Genomic DNA, 19,069 nt, shown 5'->3' on the forward strand with positions numbered 1-19,069 from the left:
CTTATAAAGCTTTCTCCAATTCTGGAATAATTTGGTGGAGATCACCTACAAGGGTGTAATCGGCAATTTGCATGATGGGAGCTTCTTCATCTTTATTAATGGCAACAATAATTTGTGCATCCATTATACCGGCTACATGCTGGATTGCACCGGAAATGCCAACGGCGATATAGAGTTCAGGGGCAACGACTTTTCCTGTTTGTCCAATTTGCCAATCATTGGGAGCATAGCCTGCATCCACTGCTGCGCGGCTGGCACCTAAAGCAGCATTTAATTTGTTTGCAAGAGGAAGAAGCAGGGCCATAAATTTCTCTTGAGAACCAAGACCACGCCCGCCTGATATAATAACACGTGCTGAGGTGAGCTCAGGACGATCACTTTTGTTTGTCTCTGCTTTTACGAAAGAAGAAAGATTTGGATTGGGAGCTGGTGTTATTGTTTTAATGGGAGCAGAATTATTTTGGGAAGGTGTTGGGGTGAAAGAAGCGGTGCGAACTGTTATAATCTTTTTATAATCATTGGTGCGTACAGTTTCAAATGCATTGCCTGCATAAATTGGTCGTTTGAAGGTATTGGGTGAAAGAATGGCGGTAATATCTGAAATTTGCATAAGATCAAGAAGAGCTGCTACGCGCGGCATCACATTTTTCCCAGTACTGCTGGATGCTGCCATGATCACATCATAATCCTTTGCTAACATGAGAATTGTATCTGACATAGGCTCGGCAAGTTGATGGGCTAAATAGTCTGCTTTTGCAATAAGAACTTTCCGCACACCATTAAGTTTAGCACTATTTTCCGCTATCGTTTGAATTTTTTCTCCGCAAACCAGAATATCGATATCATTACTGAGTACGCGTGCAGCGGTGAGTGCTTTTGCTGTTTCTTCTGTATTATGATCGGCCAATAAAAGAATTGCCATAAGTTTTTGCCCTTTTATGTGAGTGTTGCTTTTACTCTAGTGGTGAGAATATTAAATGCAGTTCTTCTGTTTTAAGGCTCTGACAAGTTCTACTACATTTGCCACTTTTATACCGGATTGACGGGGTTTTGGCTCTTCAACGCTTAAAATTGTTAAGCGTGCTTTCGTATCGACGCCAAGATCAGTAAGAGATTTTTGTTCAATGATTTTCTTTTTTGCTTTCATGATATTGGGGAGAGAGGTGTAACGCGGTTCATTGAGCCGTAGATCGGCGGTCATAACCATGGGAAGGGGAAGACAAAGGGTTTGTGTTCCATTATCAACTTCACGAGTAACTGTAGCATGCCCATTTTCTATGTTAAGATGTGAGGCAAAAGTTGCTTGTCCCCACCCAAGAAGAGCAGCGAGCATTTGTCCTGTTTGGTTGCTATCGTCATCAATGGCTTGTTTTCCTAAAAAGACCATGTCGGGTTTTTCTTCATCAACAATGGTTTTGAGAATCTTAGCAGTTGCTAAGGGTTCAAGTGTTTGATCCGTTGTGACAAGAAGTGCGCGATCAGCTCCCATTGCAAGTCCTGTTCGTAGAGTTTCTTGAGCTGCTTCTGGGCCAATTGAAACAAGAAGAACTTCTGAAATTTTACCGGATTCTTTTTGGCGAACGGCCTCCTCCACGGCTATCTCATCAAAAGGATTCATAGACATTTTTACGTGAGACAGATCAACGCCTGTATTATCCGGTTTGACGCGTATCTTGATGTTATAATCAACAACACGTTTGACAGCGACAATTATCTTCATAATGATCCTCTTTGTTTGTATGTTACAAGTTTATAGCAATACTCATAAGAAACCAAATTGTTTAGAATGAAGTCTCAATTTATAACTTGTGTTCTCTTTCGTATAAGCTTTTTTATGTTTACTTGTACTTTCTCGTCGTCATTTTCAATCTTCATATTTTTGCATTGCCATAATTGCCTTATTTGCTTGAATAAAAAGTAAAAAAATCAAACTGTCTTGTGAGAATATTCTTTTTTAGTTTCTTATGCTTTGTTTATGATGGTGCAATAGGTCCTTTATGCAATGAAAAATTAAGTGAAAAAGATAAAAATGGGGGAATGATTTTGCTCTTCAAATCTTGAAGACAGAAAAATTAAAGATCTTTCTTTCAAATATTTTAGATAAAGATTGGGGAAAATATTTCTAACAAAAAAGTTTTTGGAAGTTCTTAAAGCTCTATTTACTAAAATAGAGCACACTTTCTCATCATTTGTTGCGATTCTTTTCAAAAAGGTTAATGAGGGGTAGGCGTTTGTGAATACGAAGGGTCATACGATCGACCAGGCGACCAAACAGGTTAGGAACGATAAAGTCTTTTCTTTTGTTGAACAGAAAGAGAGAATGGATACTTCTGTAGAAGTAACGATGTCGGATATTGCTCAAAAATTACGCACCGTTTATGCGCAAATGCAAATGAAGCATTCGCCTCGTTCTTTAATGCAGCAGAATTCGGTAGAAGAGCATTTTAAATCTTACTTAGATGATATTAGTCGGGCCATTTTGGCTGAACATTATATACGTCGTCAAAGAGAAAAAAAGCTTTTCCAGTCTTTAGAGCAGATTAAAACAATTGTTCAAAGTTTGCAGAGTGAAAAAAAAAGCTTAGAAGAAGCAGCGGTAACACGACGGGTGTCTCGTTCAAAATCACCTGATTCTGTTGTACAAAAACTTGCTCACATGGAATGTGAGGGAAATCAAGAACACTTATTACTTCAAAAGGTGCGAAATTTTTCGAAAGAAAACAGCATAATTTCACTCCAAACAAATGTTGAAAATACGTTGCAGCAAGAAAATAGAAGCCCTTTGCCCAGTGATGCTCTGAAATCTTCTTTTAAAAAGGTTGAGGGAGTAGTGAAGCATGCTGTGATAGAAGAAAAAGGTATGATGGGTGCTCAGGCATCTAATCATTGCATTGAGAATGATTTTTCTTCTTTAAGGACGCAGTCTCGGGAACATGTCTCGTTTTTATCTTATTTGGTAAAAAAAGGTGTTCTTTGTTTTTTAACCGTTGCATTTGTGGTAGCGATAACGTTATGTTTTTATAGCTTTTTAAAAGGAGCTCGTTTTTTTTAATTTTTATGATGTTGATGTTAATAGATGTGAAATGTATTGCGCATTCATGTTTGTGCGGAAGCTATAGCAACTAAAATTATCCTTTTAAACACGCAACAGAGATTATTGGAAAAGAGGATAATTGGAGAAGGATTCTCTAATTGTAAAAAAACCTCAAATTATCTTGAAGGTTCTGTAAGTGAGTATTTATTTACCAATTGCTGAAATGTCACTCAATATGCTGATCTTGATTGGTATGGGAGTCGTTGCTGGTTTTTTTTCAGGACTTTTTGGAATCGGTGGTGGGTTTCTCATCACGCCGTTATTGATTTTTTATAATATTCCTCCTGCTATTGCTGTTGGAACAGGTGCTAACCAGATGATTGCTTCATCTGTAACAGGAGCAATTACACATTTTAGAAGACGTACGCTCGATATTAAACTTGGTATTCTTTTGGCGATTGGAGGAGGGATTGGTTCTTTAATCGGGATTCAGGTTTTCTCTGTTTTGAAAAAGTTAGGTCAATTAGACTTAATGATTTCGCTTCTTTATGTGATTCTTCTTGGAAGTGTAGGAAGCTTGATGATCGTTGAAAGTTGGTATGATATGATGCGCAAGCGTAAGGCAGGAAAAGCCAATATTCGTCTTGCTGGTCGACATAATTGGATTCATCGCTTACCCTTAAAAATGCGTTTTCGGACATCTAGGATATATGTTAGCATTATTCCAGTTTTAGGGATTGGTCTCATTGTGGGGTTGTTGTCTTCTATTATGGGAATTGGTGGGGGGTTCTTTATGATACCAGCATTGATTTATCTTCTGCGTGTTCCAACCAGTGTGGTGATTGGGACTTCACTTTTTCAGATTACATTTGTGTCTTCTTTCACGACAGTTTTGCAAAGTATGACTAATCAGTCCGTTGATATTGTCTTGGCTTTTTTGTTAATGCTTGGAGGAAGTATTGGTGCGCAATATGGAACACGGGTTGGACGGAAGTTAAAGGCTGAACAATTGCGTATGGCACTTGCATTTTTAGTGTTGATTGTGTGTATGCGTCTTGCTTTTCAATTATTTATACGCCCTGATAATCTTTTCTCTCTGGATATTCTTATGAGATAAAAATGGGTAGATTATTTTCTTTATACATCATTACAGGTTGCTTTTGTTTTATTTCTTTTTCTACATGGTCACATGTTGGGACGCCAGCTACATTCATTGATCAAGTTGACCACGAAACTGTCCAAATTATTGTAACAACGAATACGATTACTGTGGATGCAAATTTTGCTGGTCGTGATCTTTATATTGCTGGTGTTTTAGAAAATATTGATCCGTTATATTCTCGACAGAACCGTTATGATATTGTTGTAAGCTTAGAGGGACAAGATCGGACAATGGTGATGCGAGAAAAAAAACGCAATGCCGGTGTATGGGTCAATACAGATTCTCTTATTTTTAAAAAGGTTCCTCTTTTTTACTCTATGGTCACAACACGTGAAATTGACGATATTACGAGCATTGAAGATTATAAACGCTTAGGGTTAGGATTACTCTATTTGCCATTGCAGACGGATGAACAAGATCAGAAAAAAATACAAATCTTTCGCGATGAACTTATAAAATTACAAAAAGCTAAAAGCCTTTATTATGAGGAAGTGGGTGGGGTTCGTTTTGGTTCTGACACACTTTTCACAGCGCATTTTCGTTTGCCAGCAAATATCCCAGTTGGACATTATAAAGTTCGTGCTTATCTTTTTCGTGATGGACAGTTTATTGATAGTGCAACAACGACTCTTGAAATTGTTAAAGCACATATCACCTATACAATTTTTTATGCAGCGCACAAGTATCGTTTTTTATATGGTATTGTTGCAGTGATTATTGCTATTACTACAGGATTTTTGTGTCGTTTGATTTTTCGAAAAGATTAACGCAAGGAAAATGTTAAGGCTTTTATTTTTTATGAAAAATTCGTAAGATAAGAAAAATAGGCACAACAACAATAGCTCCTGTCATAGTTATATGGAAGAAATTTGTAAGCGTTATAAATCCTGCTTCCCATAGTGATTGAAAAAAATCTACTATTTTTTGTATGAGGTTTCGAGGTGTCCATCCCAAAAAATTCATTACGATGCCAATGAAGAATGAAAGAATAAGCAATTTTAGACTAACGCGGCGTGATTTTCCTCCAAGAAACGCATGAAAAGAATCTAATAATTTTTTTTTTCGCTTCATTTTAATATACTTTCAAAGATCGTGTTTTTTATTGTATTATCATGGTACAGCGATGTTATTATCATAAAGGAAAAACATTTTTTTATTTTTTCTTACTTTTTGAGTTTATCACCTTAGTCTGGTTAACGGTGCTGGTTTTTGAAATATACACATGTTTTATTGCATTTTTTGCGATATTTTCATGGCGCTTCTTTTATTAAATGAAGGGATATCCTTTCGTCTCGAGAATTTGTAGAGAAATTTTATAACGTTTCAGCATTTCTTATCAGAGTGAGAGTTCTAGTATATTGAAGATTTTGTAACGAACTTATTATTGTCGTGTATAGAAATAATATTTCAAGACAGTTTACTTAAAAAAGACTATCTATTCTAATAAGGGTGTGCTTATATAGGTATTATATTTAGATATTTCAACCTTAGTGCATTGAAAAGATCTTTTTTTCTGAAAAAATGTAAGCAATGAATTGAGTGTTGTTAAAGGAGCAAAGATATTAAAAATACGATGTGGAAAAAAGCTTTGTTATGTGTGGGTACGTAAAGGAATATCAGGGGGAGCCTATGCTCCTTTTATTTAGAAATAAAATATAATTTAAAAGCTGTTATTTGGCAGAGGATTATGGAAAAATTCAAAATTCCTCTTGTAGGGGGAGGAGGTCATGTCGGTTGATGGGTGAATTTTCCTGTTTTGTTAAAATGTCAAATTGTTAGTAGAGCTCTTTGTTATTAAGGCGCTTAAGCTAACAAGGAAGAGTCTTTTGATGGCATAAAAAGGCGAGAGGAAAGAAGAGACAAGCTTACCCGACAAAAGAGAGAAAATAGTGGTTTTATAGTCTTCAATCGTAGGCGTTATGACATCATGAATAGGCTCTGTTATGGGGGAGCATTCATTGTATGTCAGAGTGTTTGTTGTTGCATGTTTTGGTTTGTCTTGGCTTATAGCCATGGGTAGAAGTCCGTGGTTGGTAAGTGGTGTTGTTTGAAGGTTTTAATAATACTTTGTTTGAGGCGCTTATGGATCATCTAACCTTATTATTAAGCATGTGCTTGTTGTGTGGGAAATTTATATAGTAAACTTTAAAAGGAAAAGTCTATGAACTTGAAGAAAAAAATATTACAAAATAGCAGCTCTCTTGTTTCTGCTTTTATAGCTTTGGCGATGGTTGCACAACAAGTTTCAGCAAAAACACCCGCTGATACCCTTGTGATGGCTTGGAATCTTGATGCAATTAGTACATTTGATCCCGCACAACTTAATGATGTTTATGGAAGTGAAATTGTTCGCAATGTTTGTGATAATTTGGTCAGTACTGCGACAGATGATCCTGCTAAAATGGTTCCCGCTTTAGCAACACATTGGGATGTTTCAGGTGATGATCACAGTACGGTGATTACTTTTCATTTACGTGATGGTTTGAAGTTTAATGATGGTCGATCAGCCAATGCCAATGATCTTCTTTGGAGTATGAAGCGGATTGTCAAATTGAAGATGGGTAATGCGGCAATTTTTAATGAATATGGAATTACAGAGCAAAATGTTGATGATGCTTTGCAAGCCCCAGATAAGAAAACAGTGGTGATGAAATTTGATAAGCCTTATCCAGCAGAGCTCATTCTTAATAATATTGTTGCAAGTCCGGCAACAGCTTTGCTTGATCGTCAGACAATTATGAAGCATGAAAAAGATGGCGATTTTGGAAATCAGTATTTGAAAAGTCATGCTGCTTGTGTTGGTCCTTATCAGTTAAAAAGTTGGCGCTCTGGAGAAGCTCTTTTGTTGCGTGCAAGCTCTCACTATTGGGGACAAGCGCCTAAACTGAAGCAGATTTTAATTCGCCATGTTGCAGAGCCCGGAACACAACGTTTGTTGTTGCAAAAACATGATATTGATGTTGCTCGTAATTTGACACCTGAAGATCTTGCAGATCTGCAAAAAACAACAGATGTTAAAGTTGAAAGAGTGTTAGTGCCAACTATGATGTACTGGGGATTCAATACGACGAATCCTATTTTTGCTAAGGAAAAAGTACGTTTGGCGATGCGTTATCTCATAGATTATGAAGGTCTTGGCAAGAAGCTTCTCAAAGGTGTTGGTGTTCCACGGGCCAGTTTTATTCCTCTTGGCAACTTTGGGGCTTTAGATGAAAAAGAGGGGCAACCCTTTAAACTTGATATTGCAAAAGCCAAGCAGCTTTTAGCAGAAGCTGGTTATCCGAATGGGTTTGAGGCAAATTTTCTCGTATCAAATGCTCCTTATAGGGTGTTGCTTGCTCAGTCACTCCAAGATAGTGCCGCAAAGGCGGGGGTACGTCTTAAAATTGAACGGATGGCCGGTACACAGTTGTTTTCTAAACTTTATGCAAGGGCTTTTGATACGATTTTTGTCGGATGGAATAATGATTCTGCGGATCCTCATACTATGGCTTCACGTCTTGTTTATAATCCAGATAATCGGCTTGAGGCAAAAAATACCGCCTATCCTAGTTGGCAATATGGGTATTTGGATGAAACGATGAATCAAAAGGTTCAGGATGCATTGTTTCAAAAAGATCCGCAAAAACGGGCACAACTCTATGCTGATTTACAACGTGAATTGATGCAAAAAGGACCTTATGCGTTTATCTTTCAGAAATATACTGTTATCGCGATGACGCCTGATATCAAAAAGTGGGTTTGGAATAGTGCGCCACATATTTTTTATAGTAAAATTGAAAAATAAGAGTGTCTTCAATGCTGTTCAATAGATAAAGGGCATCGTCATGATATATTCGGCGTATTGTATAAATTTTAAGCTTTGCAATGCGCCGAAGATCATAGGTAATGCGTGATATATTGTTGAATGTCTTTTCAAGACATTCGTTTAAAGATATTTTTCATTCTCATTAGAGGTGTATTTAAGTGGATGTTAAGATCGATATTTCAATTTTTCTGAATTAGAAAGTGGTCAATTTATTTGTTAAAAAACTGAGTATAACATAAAGAAACGAAGTGTAACAAATATCGCGGAATTTAGTGGTGCTAAAGGTGCAAAGGTTTTGCGATGTTGAAGGAAAGTTTTGTTATGGGGGTACACAAGGGATATCAGTTTTTTATGGTGTTTATATTTTCTTTTGCTTTGAAAGATGATGAGATGTCATTTGGAGGGTGTTATTTTACGGGGAGTGATGAAAAAATTAAATTTTCTTTTGAAGAAGGAATAAAAGTCGTTGCATTTGGCAAACTAACGAATTTTTCTGTTTTATCAAATCGTCAAATTGTTATGAAGGCTCGTTGTTATTAAGGTACTTGAGCTAAAAGGGGTAGTGCTTTGATGGTATAGAAAACGCCGGAAGAAATACGAGACAAGCTTGCTTAACAAGATAGAAAAAATACAGGTTTTATAGTCTTCAATAGTAGGCGTTATGATATCGTGATTAAGCTCTGTTGTTGGTGAGCGTTCATTGTATATCAGAGTGTTTTCCTTTGTATGTTTTAGTTTGGCTTATAAGTCTAGACAAGAGGAGTCATTGGCAAGAGGTGCTTGTTCTTGAAGATTTTAAAGTTTGGTCTTTAGGAGTCTATCGTTCGTCTAAACTTAAATTAAGCACGTTTTGCTGCATGGAGAATTTATACAATAAACGTAAAAAGGAAAATTCTATGAAAGTGAAAAGAAAAATATTGAAAAAGGGCAGTTCTTTTGTTTCTGCTGTTCTTGCAATGGGGATGTTTGTGCAACAAGTTTCAGCAAAAACACCCGCCGATACGCTTGTGATGGCTTGGAATCTCGATCCAATAAATACATTTGACCCTGCACAACTTAATGACCGTTATGGAATTGAAGTGGTTAACAATATTTGTGATAATTTAGTCGTTTCTGCTACAGATGATGCGGCTAAAATGGTTCCCTCGTTAGCGAAGAGCTGGGATGTTTCAAGTGATGATCAGAGTACGGTGATTACTTTTCACTTGCGTGATGGTTTAAAGTTTTATGATGGTCGTCCTGCGAATGCCAATGATCTTGTTTGGGGTATGAAGCGGGTTGTCAAATTGAAATTGTCTAATGCAGCAACATTTAATGAATATGGGATTACAGAACAAAACGTTGATGAGGCTTTTCAAGCACCGGATGACAAAACGGTGGTGATGAAATTTGATAAACCTTATCCAGCAGAGCTCATTCTTAGCAATATTTCCACTAATCGCACTACTGCCTTGCTTGATCGTGAGACACTCATGAAAAACGAACAAGATGGCGATATGGGAAACCGATATTTGGCCAGTCATTCTGCTTGTGTTGGTCCTTATCAGCTAGAGAGTTGGCGCCCTGGAGAAGGAATTTTGTTGCGTGCAAGCTCCAATTATTGGGGGGAGGCGCCTAAATTGAAGAAGATTTTAATTCGCCATGTCGCGGAGCCTGGAACGCAACGTTTATTATTGGAAAAACATGATATCGATGTTGCACGTAATTTGATGCCAGAGGATTTGGCAGATCTCCAAGCAACAACGGATATTAAAGTTGAAAAAGTGTTGGCGCCCTCCATGATCATATGGGGATTTAATGCGACAAACCCTATTTTTGCCAATGAAAAAGTGCGTTTGGCGATGCGTTATCTTATTGACTATGAAGGACTCGGTAAGACTCTTCTCAAAGATGTTGGTATTCCACGTGCAAGTTTTATTCCTCTTGGTAATCTTGGAGCTTTGGATGAAAAAGAGGGACAACCCTTTAAACTTGATCTCCAAAAAGCAAAGCAACTTTTAACGGAAGCCGGTTATCCGGATGGTTTTGAGGCCAGTATTTTTGCCGGTGCCTCTCCTTATCCTTTTGCTTTGCCTATTGCTCAGTCTCTCCAAGACAATGCAAAAAAAGTTGGAGTACGTTTTAAAATTGAACGTTTTGTAGGTACGCAGTTGTTTTCAAAATTTTATGCGCGTGGTTTTGATACGATTTTTTTCGGATGGAATAATGGCTCTGGGGACCCCCATACAATGGCTTCACGTCTTATTTATAATCCAGATAATCGGCTTGAGGCTAAAAATACAGGCTATGCGAGTTGGTGCCATGGGTATTTGGATGAAACTATGAATCAAAAGGTTCAAGATGCATTGTTTCAAAAAGATCCCAAAAAACGGGCGCAAATGTATGCTGATTTACAACGTGATTTTATGCAGAAAGGGCCTTATGCTTTTATCTATCAGACATATGTTTCTGTAGCGATGACACCTGATGTCAAAAAATGGGTTTGGAATAGTGCACCACGTATTTTTTATAGTGCAATTGAAAAATAAAAAGGTATCAGGTTTATAAAATATAAAAAAACATGGTCATGATATATTTGATGTATTGCAAAGCTCTTTAATACTTTGCAATACGTTGAATTCTATCGGGAATGGATTACTATGTTGTGTAGAGAATTTTGTTTCAAAACATTCTATTGGGAAGAGAGGTTATTTATTTCGATAAATTCCACGTATATAGATATTAATATTTGATATTTCAATTTATATGTATAAAAAGTAATAAATTTGTTTGTTGCAAAAGACAGGTGTAACGAATAAAGCAAAATTTAGTGTTTCTGAAAAAATGGGGACTTTATAAAATGTTTTGGTGAGAAAAACTGTTGTATGCGGGTACGTGGGGAAACATCAAGCTACTCTTCTCATACCTCAGGTTACATTCCTTATGACTTAAAATATGATAATCTATAGGTTCGAAGCTGTTATTTGATACGGAGTTATAATAAAGTTCGAATTTTCTTCTGAAGAAGGGTGAAAATGGTTACGAAAAAATTTATTCAGGATCATCAAAATATCAAATTGTTTTGAGGCTTTTGAAGCAATTAGAGTAGCGCTTTGATGATACTTTTTAGAAAATCGCAAGAAGAAACTTGAAAAAGAAATCTTTTTAATGAAGCAAGGAAGGATTTTGGTCTGATATGCTCTGAATTATAAGTGCCGTGATGTCGTGAGCTATCGTGCGTGATAGCTTCATTTTAATCAGATCGTTTTGCGTTGCATATGTTCGTTTGTTCTATACGTATTGGGGAGGGAAGGAGCTTTTGAAAAGTGGCTGCTGCTTTTAGAGATTTTGATATTTTACCTCTAGGAGGCGTGTTTTCTAAGCATGATCTTATCATTTTTGCATGTTGTCACATGGGAAGTTATACAATAACCTTAAATCTTAAAAGGAAAATTCTATGAACGTGAAAAGAAAAATATTGAAAAAGGGCAGTTCTTTTGTTTCTGCTGTTCTTGCAATGGGGATGTTTGTGCAACAAGTTTCAGCGAAAACACCTGCCGATACGCTTGTGATGGCTTGGAATCTTGATACAATAAGTACATTTGATCCCGCACAAATCAATGACCGTTATGGTAATGAAGTTCTTGTTAATGTTTGTGATAATTTAGTCGTTTCTGCTACAGATGATGCTGCTAAAATGGTTCCTTCTTTAGCGAAGAGTTGGGATGTTTCAAGTGATGATCAGAGTACGGTGATTACTTTTCATTTGCGTGATGGTTTGAAGTTCAACGATGGTCGTCCTGCGAATGCCAATGATCTTATTTGGAGCATGAAGCGGGTTGTTCAATTGAAGATGGCTACTGCGGCGACATTTAATGAATATGGGATTACAGAACAAAACGTTGATGAGGCTTTTCAAGCACCGGACGACAAAACGGTGGTGATGAAATTTGATAAACCTTATCCAGCAGAGCTCATTCTTAGCCATTTTGCCACTAGTCGTACTCTTGCTTTGCTTGATCGTGAGACACTCATGAAACACGAAAAAAATGGTGATATGGGAAACCGGTATTTGGCCAGTCATTCTGCTTGTGTTGGTCCTTATCAGCTAGAGAGTTGGCGCCCTGGAGAAGGAATTTTGTTGCGTGCAAGCTCCAATTATTGGGGGGAGGCGCCTAAATTGAAGAAGATTTTAATTCGCCATGTTGCGGAACCTGGAACACAACGTTTATTGTTGCAAAAACACGATATCGATGTTGCACGTAATCTGATGCCAGAGGATTTGGCAGATCTCCAAGCAACAACGGATATTAAAGTTGAAAGAGTGTTAGAGCCATCCGTGATCATATGGGGGTTCAATGTGACAAATCCAATTTTTTCCAATGAAAAAGTGCGTTTAGCGATGCGTTATCTTATTGACTATGAAGGACTCGGTAAGACTCTTCTCAAAGATGTTGGTATTCCACGTGCAAGTTTTATTCCTCTTGGTAATCTTGGAGCTTTGGATGAAAAAGAGGGACAACCCTTTAAACTTGATCTCCAAAAAGCAAAGCAACTTTTAACGGAAGCCGGTTATCCGGATGGTTTTGAGGCCAGTATTTTTGCCGGTGCCTCTCCTTATCCTTTTGCTTTGCCTATTGCTCAGTCTCTCCAAGACAATGCAAAAAAGGTGGGGGTACGTTTTAAAATTGAACGCTTCGTAGGCACGCAGTTGTTTTCAAAACTATCTGCACGTACTTTTGATACAATTTTTTTCGGATGGAATAATGATTCTGCGGACCCCCATACAATGGCTTCACGCCTTATTTACAATCCTGATAATCGGCTTGAGGCGAAAAATACAGGCTATGCGAGTTGGTGCCATGGGTATTTGGATGAAACTATGAATCAAAAGGTTCAAGATGCGTTGTTTCAAAAAGATCCCAAAAAACGGGCGCAAATGTATGCTGATTTGCAACGTGAATTTATGCAGAAAGGACCTTATGCTTTTATCTATCAGACGTATCACACGATAGCGATGACACCTGATGTTAAAAAATGGGTTTGGAATAGTGCACCACGTATTTTTTATAGTGCAATTGAAAAATAAAAAGGTATCAGGTTTATAAAATATAAAAAACATGGTCATGATATATTTGATGTATTGCAAAGCTCTTTAACACTTTGCAATACATTGAATTTTATCGGGAATGGATTACTATGTTGTGTAGAGAATTTTATTTCAGGAATTCTTATAGAAGATGTGTTTGTTTGGATGTTAGGATTGAATATTTTAACTTCTATTGATAGAATTTTCGGATGAAATAATGACTCTAGACATCCCCATACAACGGCTTCAAGTTTTTTTTACAACCCTGATAATCGATTTGAAATTAAAAATATAAGTTGTTCTAGCCGGTGTTATGGGTATTTTGATGAAGCTATAAATCAAAAGTTTAAAGATGTGTTGTTTCAAAAAGGTTCACAGAAACGGGCGTAAAGAATTGAAAAATGGTAAGTTTGTTTAGTGAAAAAACAGGTGTAACAAATGTGGCAGAATTCACTGTTTCCGAAATAGCAGGGGCTCTAAAGCGTGTTGTTGAAGAAAAGTTTGGTTATGTACGGGTGCGTGGGGAGATATCAGGGTACCGTGGTACTCATGCTTCGGGACATGCTTATTTTGCTTTAAAAGATGATAAGGCACGGTTGGAAGCTGTTATTTGGCGTGGAGTTATGGAAAAGCTCAAATTCCCTCCTGAAGAAGGGATGGAAGTAGTTGCTGTTGGTAAACTTACGACGTATCCAGGGTCATCGAAATATCAAATTGTCATCGAGGCTCTTGAACCAACGGGGGTTGGTGCTTTGATGACACTTCTTGAAAATCGTAAGAAAAAGTTTTTAGAAGAAGGCTTGTTTGATGAAGAAAAGAAAAAAACTTTGCCTTATATGCCTCGAATTTTAGGCGTTGTAACATCACCAACAGGTGCTGTTATTCGTGATATTATTCATCGTATATCCGATCGTTTTCCGTTGCATATTTTGGTTTGGCCTGTACGTGTTCAGGGGGAAACAAGTGGGAGGGAAGTGGCTGTTGCTGTTGAAGGTTTTAATACTCTTGGTCCAGGTGGACTTATTCCAAAACCTGATCTTATTATTGTTGCACGGGGAGGAGGAAGTTTAGAAGATTTGTGGGGGTTTAATGACGAAGCTGTTGTTCGTGCTGTTTATGAATCTTCTCTTCCTGTTATTTCTGCTGTTGGGCATGAAACGGACTGGACCTTGATTGATTATGTGGCTGATTGGCGCGCTCCAACTCCTACCGCCGCAGCAGAACGGGCTGTTCCTGTTAAGCTTGATCTCGAGGTGCTGGTGGCATCGCTTGATGCACGTTTGCGCAAGGGACTCGCGCGTTATTTGGATTTTTATCGACAAAAATTGCGTGCTACTCTACGAGCTCTTCCGACTGCCGATCAACTTTTTGCTCTACCACGGCGTGGTTTGGATGAAACTTCAAGTCGATTGCAGCGTGCTCTTTGTGTAAGCTACGATAAAAAACGTTTTTCTTTTCATGCACTTGGTGTGCGTCTTTCACCGCGTTTGTTAAATAGTGAAAAAGCACAACGCAATACAAAGGAATATACGGCACGTCTTCAGCGTGCTTTTGTGCGTAGTGTGGAAAAACAACGTGCTGGGTTAGAGGTAGTATCTAGGCTTTTAAAAAGCACTTCATATCAGAATATTTTGGAGCGCGGTTTTGTTTTGGCTTTGGGGAAAGAGAATAAGCCCATTAAACGCTTGGCTCAGTTTCCTGAAATGGGGCACATAAATTTACGCTTTTTTGATGGAGATATCAGTGTTGCAACACAAGAGCCTATTTCCGCTAAACGTTCAAAACACAAGCAAATAAAGTCGCCAAGCGATGATCAAGGAATGCTCTTTTAATACGGGTCAATGCCATGCTTGCGGAAGGTCTTCTTAAGGGAGTAGATGGAAAAGTTCGTTGCGCATGGGCTGGAACGGATCCACTTTATTGTGCTTATCATGATACCGAATGGGGAAAGCCTGTTTTTGAGGATATTCGTTTGTTTGAGAAAATTTGTCTTGAAGGTTTCCAAGCGGGGCTTTCTTGGTTTACAATTTTAAAAAAACGCTCTTTTTTTCGCGTTGCATTTGATCACTTTGACTTTGAAAAGATTGTTCATTACGATGAGCTAAAGGTGAAAATGTTAATGCAGAATAAAGACATTGTTCGCCATCAAGGAAAAATTCAATCAGTGCTTAATAATGCACTTAGAGCACAAGAAATTATAACAGAGTGGGGAAGTTTGTCCCGCTATTTTTGGTCTTTTCAGCCACCACAATCAGAGCGTTATGAAAAGATAGACTTTCAAACACTGTTGGCTAACCCTATGACACCTGCTTCTCTTCGTCTTTCTCAAGACTTGAAGAGACGTGGCTGGACATTCGTTGGTCCCACAATTTGTTATGCTTTTATGCAGTCCGTAGGGATTGTTAATGATCATCTTGAAGGATGTTTTTGTCGATAAATTGGCAAACTGTCTTTTGTAAGAGTAATGATCAATAGGATAATAATTGAATTATTTAATAAATGTATAGATTATACAATTCCACTGTATAAGATAATTGAAATATACAAACTATACAATATTAATGATTTTCTACTGTTGTTGGCACTAAAAATGATAAAGGTATAATTTTGAGGATGAAAAAACAGATGCCAAAAGAAGTGATACCTTAACTGTTATGTATCTGAAGTGAGATAATGGTAATGTCTTGTATGTTTTAAAGAAACATTTAGTACACCAAAGCCCATTTCGCGACGCAGCCCGTGAATGGTATGACAGATAAGTCCATAATGCACTCCATCTTTAGGTTTATGAAGGAGCAAATCGGCACCATCACACATTTACTAGCTCTCAGTGTTGTGAAACAGTCTTTGGCATTTGTAATGGTTCAGAAGAGTTTTTTTTATTTCCGTTAATAACGTGACTGTTATAATTAATGAATATTTTATTCATGTTTGTTGACGAATGCAAAGTGGTTGTTAGATGGGGTGCTGTTGTTGCATTGTTTTTCTTTGCTTGTATGACTGTTGGTTTATTTATATGTAGGTTGATTGCCCAATGCTTACCTAGGCAATATAAAATGAAATGCAGCGATGAAAAATTGAAGTTAAATGACTCAAGCTGCTTGTGTTGGGTTTTATTATCTGATAGCTTTCCTCTATTAGTAGAGTGATCTTGCCGCGTGTGCGCTCCAATTTTTTGGAAGATGATTAAGCTCATGCAGGCTTGTATCCACTACATTGCTTCGTTGAATCTCTGTATGTTTCCGCTGGAAACGAGAGTTCTGTTGCGGTATGTTGTTTTCTATTCTATTTTTATAGTGGTAAAGCAATGATGCACGCCAAAGTTTAGAAGGGTTTATATTCGTTATGTCTTTAGGGGGGAAACGTCTAATGAATTTTATTTTTATCAATGAGAGAATGCATTTTAGTGTATATTCTTTTATTGTAAGCTTTATTTCTCAAAAGATAAAGCGTGGAAGGAATGCTTCTTCTCATTTTTCCTTTATCTTTGTTAACGCGTTTGGTTTTGTTGGTAAAAACGTAAAACTTTTGACACTTAGTTTTCAAAAGATTAAGCAGATTTTTGTGGGGGGTAGCGTTTTAGAAAAGATATTTTCTTATGTCTTCCTGCTGTTCCAGTGTCGTTTTTGTCATGTAGTAAAGATGCGCCGTATCTTGAAACTGAGTGTTTGAGGGGGATGACTATTTTTAAAGTTTGCATATTTTATTTTAAATGTCGCCTAAAGGAATAGAATAATGAATTCATAAATTTTTGCGTAATGATTTTTTTAAAGCTCACTATTTTTGGGGCGACAAGGCTTATTGATGATTAATAGAGAACTGATATAGTGCATTATCATATGCAAAGAGGTTATGAAAAGAATGTAATACTGGTTAGCAAAACATATATTGCATGTTCGTTATGGTTTATTGAGACGTAAGTCAATGAATTTATCAAGTAGATGACTCTGTGTAGGTGATTAAAAATATAGGCGATTAGAACGTATTTATTCAATGTTATAATTATAAATTTGCTATATTATTTCAGCGTCATTAATTGATAAAAATAAATAAAGGGAAAAGTTTATGAACTTGAAGAAAACAATATTGAAAAGTAGCAGCTCTCTTGTTTCTGCTCTTATGGCATTGGCGATGGTTGCACAACAAGTTTCAGCAAAAACACCGGCTAATACCCTTGTGATGGCTTGGAATCTTGATGCAATTAGTACGTTTGATCCCGCACAACTTAATGATGTTTATGGAAGTGAAATTATTTACAATATTTGTGATAACTTGGTGAGTACTGCGACAGATGATCCTGCTAAAATGGTTCCCGCTTTAGCAACACATTGGGATGTTTCAGGTGATGATCACAGTACGGTGATTACTTTTCATTTACGTGATGGTTTGAAGTTTAATGATGGTCGATCAGCCAATGCCAATGATCTTGTTTGGGGTATGAAGCGGATTGTCAAATTGAAGATGGGTAATGCGGCAATTTTTAATGAATATGGAATTACAGAACAAAATGTTGATGATGCTTTGCAAGCTCCCGATGAGAAAACAGTTGTGATGAAATTTGATAAGCCTTATCCAGCAGAGCTCATTCTTAATAATATTGTTGCGAGTCGTGCAACAGCTTTGCTTGATCGTAAGACGATTATGAAACACGAAAAAGATGGCGATTTTGGAAATCAGTATTTGAAAGGTCATGCTGCTTGTGTTGGTCCTTATCAGTTAAAAAGTTGGCGCCCTGGAGAAGCTCTTTTGTTGCGTGCAAGCTCTCACTATTGGGGACAAGCGCCTAAACTGAAGCAGATTTTAATTCGCCATGTTGCAGAGCCCGGAACACAACGTTTGTTGTTGCAAAAACATGATATTGATGTTGCTCGTAATTTGACACCTGAAGATCTTGCAGATCTGCAAAAAACAACAGATGTTAAAGTTGAAAGAGTGTTAGTGCCAACTATGATGTACTGGGGATTCAATACGACGAATCCTATTTTTGCTAAGGAAAAAGTACGTTTGGCGATGCGTTATCTCATAGATTATGAAGGTCTTGGCAAGAAGCTTCTCAAAGGTGTTGGTGTTCCACGGGCCAGTTTTATTCCTCTTGGCAACTTTGGGGCTTTAGATGAAAAAGAGGGGCAACCCTTTAAACTTGATATTGCAAAAGCCAAGCAGCTTTTAGCAGAAGCTGGTTATCCGAATGGATTTGAGGCAAATTTTCTCGTGTCAAACACTCCTTATACTTTGTTACTTGCTCAGTCACTCCAGGATAGTGCTGCACAGGCGGGCGTGCGTCTTAAAATTGAACGTGTAGCAGGTACACAGTTATTTTCAAAAGTGGATGCTCGAGCTTTTGATACGGCTTTTATCGGATGGAATAATGATTCTGCGGATCCTCATACCATGGCTTCACGTCTTATTTTCAATCCAGATAATCATTTTGAGGCTAGAAATACAGCCTATCCTAGTTGGAAGCATGGGTATTTTGATGCTAAGATGAATCAAAAAGTTGAAGAAGCGTTGTTTCAAAAAAATCCGCAAAAACGAGCGCAACTCTATGCTGATTTACAACGTGAATTAATGCAAAAAGGACCTTATGCGTTTATCTTTCAACAATATAGCGTTGTCGCGATGACGCCTGATGTCAAAAAATGGGTTTGGAATAGTGCACCGCGTATTTTTTATAGTAAAATTGAAAAATAAGTGTGTCTTTTTAGTGTTATCAAAGCTAAAAAGAGCTTAATCATAATTGCATGATGAAAATATTCTCCCATATAAAGCTCTTCAGTTTTTTAGGATGAAACTGTGAGGGATGTTTGTGTAGTAGCAGTATATAATTAAGATCGTTTATAGGGAGCGATGAATATAGAAAGTTATATTGGGGAGGATCTTTGTTTATGGTTATAGATTCTCTGCATCCCGAATATAGACTGATGTATAAGAAAATTATTTTGTAGATGCTTAGTTTGATTAAATGAAATTGATGTCTAATGCTATGCTATTTAAGCA

Annotated in this window: 14 protein-coding genes; 10 read left to right on the forward strand and 4 right to left on the reverse strand. The window is 37.3% G+C overall.

The window, feature by feature from the left end; translation table 11 throughout:
• Position 1: 1 nt before the first annotated feature.
• Together ACFINR_RS05245 and ACFINR_RS05250 are read right to left on the reverse strand one after the other, a co-directional pair.
• Positions 2–922, reverse strand: a complete 921-nt coding sequence (locus ACFINR_RS05245; protein ID WP_375632511.1) for an electron transfer flavoprotein subunit alpha/FixB family protein — start codon at positions 920–922, stop codon at positions 2–4.
• 51 nt (positions 923–973) lie between these two features.
• A complete protein-coding gene (locus ACFINR_RS05250) occupies positions 974–1,720 on the reverse strand; it encodes an electron transfer flavoprotein subunit beta/FixA family protein (protein WP_375652924.1) in 747 nt (248 codons plus the stop codon).
• Between the two features lie 513 nt (positions 1,721–2,233).
• Between ACFINR_RS05250 and ACFINR_RS05255 the strand changes: the two genes are divergently transcribed.
• From ACFINR_RS05255 to ACFINR_RS05265, 3 genes are all read left to right on the forward strand, one after another.
• Entirely contained in the window at positions 2,234–3,052 is an 819-nt protein-coding gene (locus ACFINR_RS05255; RefSeq protein WP_375652928.1) for a hypothetical protein, read from the forward strand.
• Between the two features lie 178 nt (positions 3,053–3,230).
• Complete coding sequence (locus ACFINR_RS05260; protein WP_375632509.1) at positions 3,231–4,151, forward strand: sulfite exporter TauE/SafE family protein; 921 nt, start codon at positions 3,231–3,233, stop codon at positions 4,149–4,151.
• 2 nt (positions 4,152–4,153) lie between these two features.
• Positions 4,154–4,963 (forward strand): TIGR02186 family protein, encoded by an 810-nt coding sequence (locus ACFINR_RS05265; RefSeq protein WP_273790722.1) that lies wholly within the window; start codon positions 4,154–4,156, stop codon positions 4,961–4,963.
• A gap of 22 nt (positions 4,964–4,985) precedes the next feature.
• Here ACFINR_RS05265 and ACFINR_RS05270 read toward each other — a convergent pair whose 3' ends face one another.
• Positions 4,986–5,267 (reverse strand): DUF6460 domain-containing protein, encoded by a 282-nt coding sequence (locus tag ACFINR_RS05270; protein WP_375621636.1) that lies wholly within the window; start codon positions 5,265–5,267, stop codon positions 4,986–4,988.
• Between the two features lie 1,090 nt (positions 5,268–6,357).
• On the opposite strand from ACFINR_RS05270, the gene ACFINR_RS05275 reads away from it, so the two are divergent.
• The 6 genes from ACFINR_RS05275 to ACFINR_RS05300 all read left to right on the forward strand — a co-directional run bounded on the left by ACFINR_RS05275 (position 6,358) and on the right by ACFINR_RS05300 (position 15,509).
• On the forward strand, positions 6,358–7,983 hold the full coding sequence (locus ACFINR_RS05275; RefSeq protein WP_375652932.1) for an ABC transporter substrate-binding protein: 1,626 nt from the start codon (positions 6,358–6,360) through the stop codon (positions 7,981–7,983).
• A gap of 342 nt (positions 7,984–8,325) precedes the next feature.
• Positions 8,326–8,544, forward strand: a complete 219-nt coding sequence (locus ACFINR_RS05280) for a hypothetical protein (protein ID WP_375612270.1) — start codon at positions 8,326–8,328, stop codon at positions 8,542–8,544.
• Between the two features lie 356 nt (positions 8,545–8,900).
• Positions 8,901–10,532 carry an ABC transporter substrate-binding protein gene (locus ACFINR_RS05285; protein WP_375652934.1) on the forward strand — a complete coding sequence of 544 codons (1,632 nt, stop codon included), beginning with the start codon at positions 8,901–8,903 and terminating at the stop codon, positions 10,530–10,532.
• 908 nt (positions 10,533–11,440) lie between these two features.
• Positions 11,441–13,072, forward strand: a complete 1,632-nt coding sequence (locus ACFINR_RS05290) for an ABC transporter substrate-binding protein (RefSeq protein ID WP_375652938.1) — start codon at positions 11,441–11,443, stop codon at positions 13,070–13,072.
• Between the two features lie 401 nt (positions 13,073–13,473).
• A complete protein-coding gene (gene xseA, locus ACFINR_RS05295; protein WP_375652942.1) occupies positions 13,474–14,904 on the forward strand; it encodes an exodeoxyribonuclease VII large subunit in 1,431 nt (476 codons plus the stop codon).
• A 14-nt stretch (positions 14,905–14,918) separates the two neighbouring features.
• Positions 14,919–15,509: a DNA-3-methyladenine glycosylase I gene (locus ACFINR_RS05300; RefSeq protein WP_375652946.1), complete on the forward strand. Its 591-nt coding sequence runs from the start codon at positions 14,919–14,921 to the stop codon at positions 15,507–15,509.
• A 215-nt stretch (positions 15,510–15,724) separates the two neighbouring features.
• Here ACFINR_RS05300 and ACFINR_RS05305 read toward each other — a convergent pair whose 3' ends face one another.
• Positions 15,725–15,889, reverse strand: a complete 165-nt coding sequence (locus ACFINR_RS05305; protein WP_375646395.1) for a hypothetical protein — start codon at positions 15,887–15,889, stop codon at positions 15,725–15,727.
• 1,248 nt (positions 15,890–17,137) lie between these two features.
• On the opposite strand from ACFINR_RS05305, the gene ACFINR_RS05310 reads away from it, so the two are divergent.
• Complete coding sequence (locus ACFINR_RS05310) at positions 17,138–18,763, forward strand: ABC transporter substrate-binding protein (protein WP_375652953.1); 1,626 nt, start codon at positions 17,138–17,140, stop codon at positions 18,761–18,763.
• Positions 18,764–19,069: the final 306 nt, after the last annotated feature.

The sequence above is a fragment of the Bartonella sp. AP19HLJMH genome (assembly GCF_042196245.1).
Taxonomy (GTDB): Bacteria; Pseudomonadota; Alphaproteobacteria; order Rhizobiales; family Rhizobiaceae; genus Bartonella.

Coding starts and splice junctions, on each gene's coding strand:
- ACFINR_RS05245 (WP_375632511.1), bottom strand. CDS start 922: ATGGCAATTCTTTTATTGGCCGATCATAATACAGAAGAAACAGCAAAA.
- ACFINR_RS05250 (WP_375652924.1), bottom strand. CDS start 1,720: ATGAAGATAATTGTCGCTGTCAAACGTGTTGTTGATTATAACATCAAG.
- ACFINR_RS05265 (WP_273790722.1), top strand. CDS start 4,154: ATGGGTAGATTATTTTCTTTATACATCATTACAGGTTGCTTTTGTTTT.
- ACFINR_RS05270 (WP_375621636.1), bottom strand. CDS start 5,267: ATGAAGCGAAAAAAAAAATTATTAGATTCTTTTCATGCGTTTCTTGGA.
- ACFINR_RS05275 (WP_375652932.1), top strand. CDS start 6,358: ATGAACTTGAAGAAAAAAATATTACAAAATAGCAGCTCTCTTGTTTCT.
- ACFINR_RS05280 (WP_375612270.1), top strand. CDS start 8,326: ATGGGGGTACACAAGGGATATCAGTTTTTTATGGTGTTTATATTTTCT.
- ACFINR_RS05285 (WP_375652934.1), top strand. CDS start 8,901: ATGAAAGTGAAAAGAAAAATATTGAAAAAGGGCAGTTCTTTTGTTTCT.
- ACFINR_RS05290 (WP_375652938.1), top strand. CDS start 11,441: ATGAACGTGAAAAGAAAAATATTGAAAAAGGGCAGTTCTTTTGTTTCT.
- xseA (WP_375652942.1), top strand. CDS start 13,474: ATGGTAAGTTTGTTTAGTGAAAAAACAGGTGTAACAAATGTGGCAGAA.
- ACFINR_RS05300 (WP_375652946.1), top strand. CDS start 14,919: ATGCTTGCGGAAGGTCTTCTTAAGGGAGTAGATGGAAAAGTTCGTTGC.
- ACFINR_RS05305 (WP_375646395.1), bottom strand. CDS start 15,889: ATGTGTGATGGTGCCGATTTGCTCCTTCATAAACCTAAAGATGGAGTG.
- ACFINR_RS05310 (WP_375652953.1), top strand. CDS start 17,138: ATGAACTTGAAGAAAACAATATTGAAAAGTAGCAGCTCTCTTGTTTCT.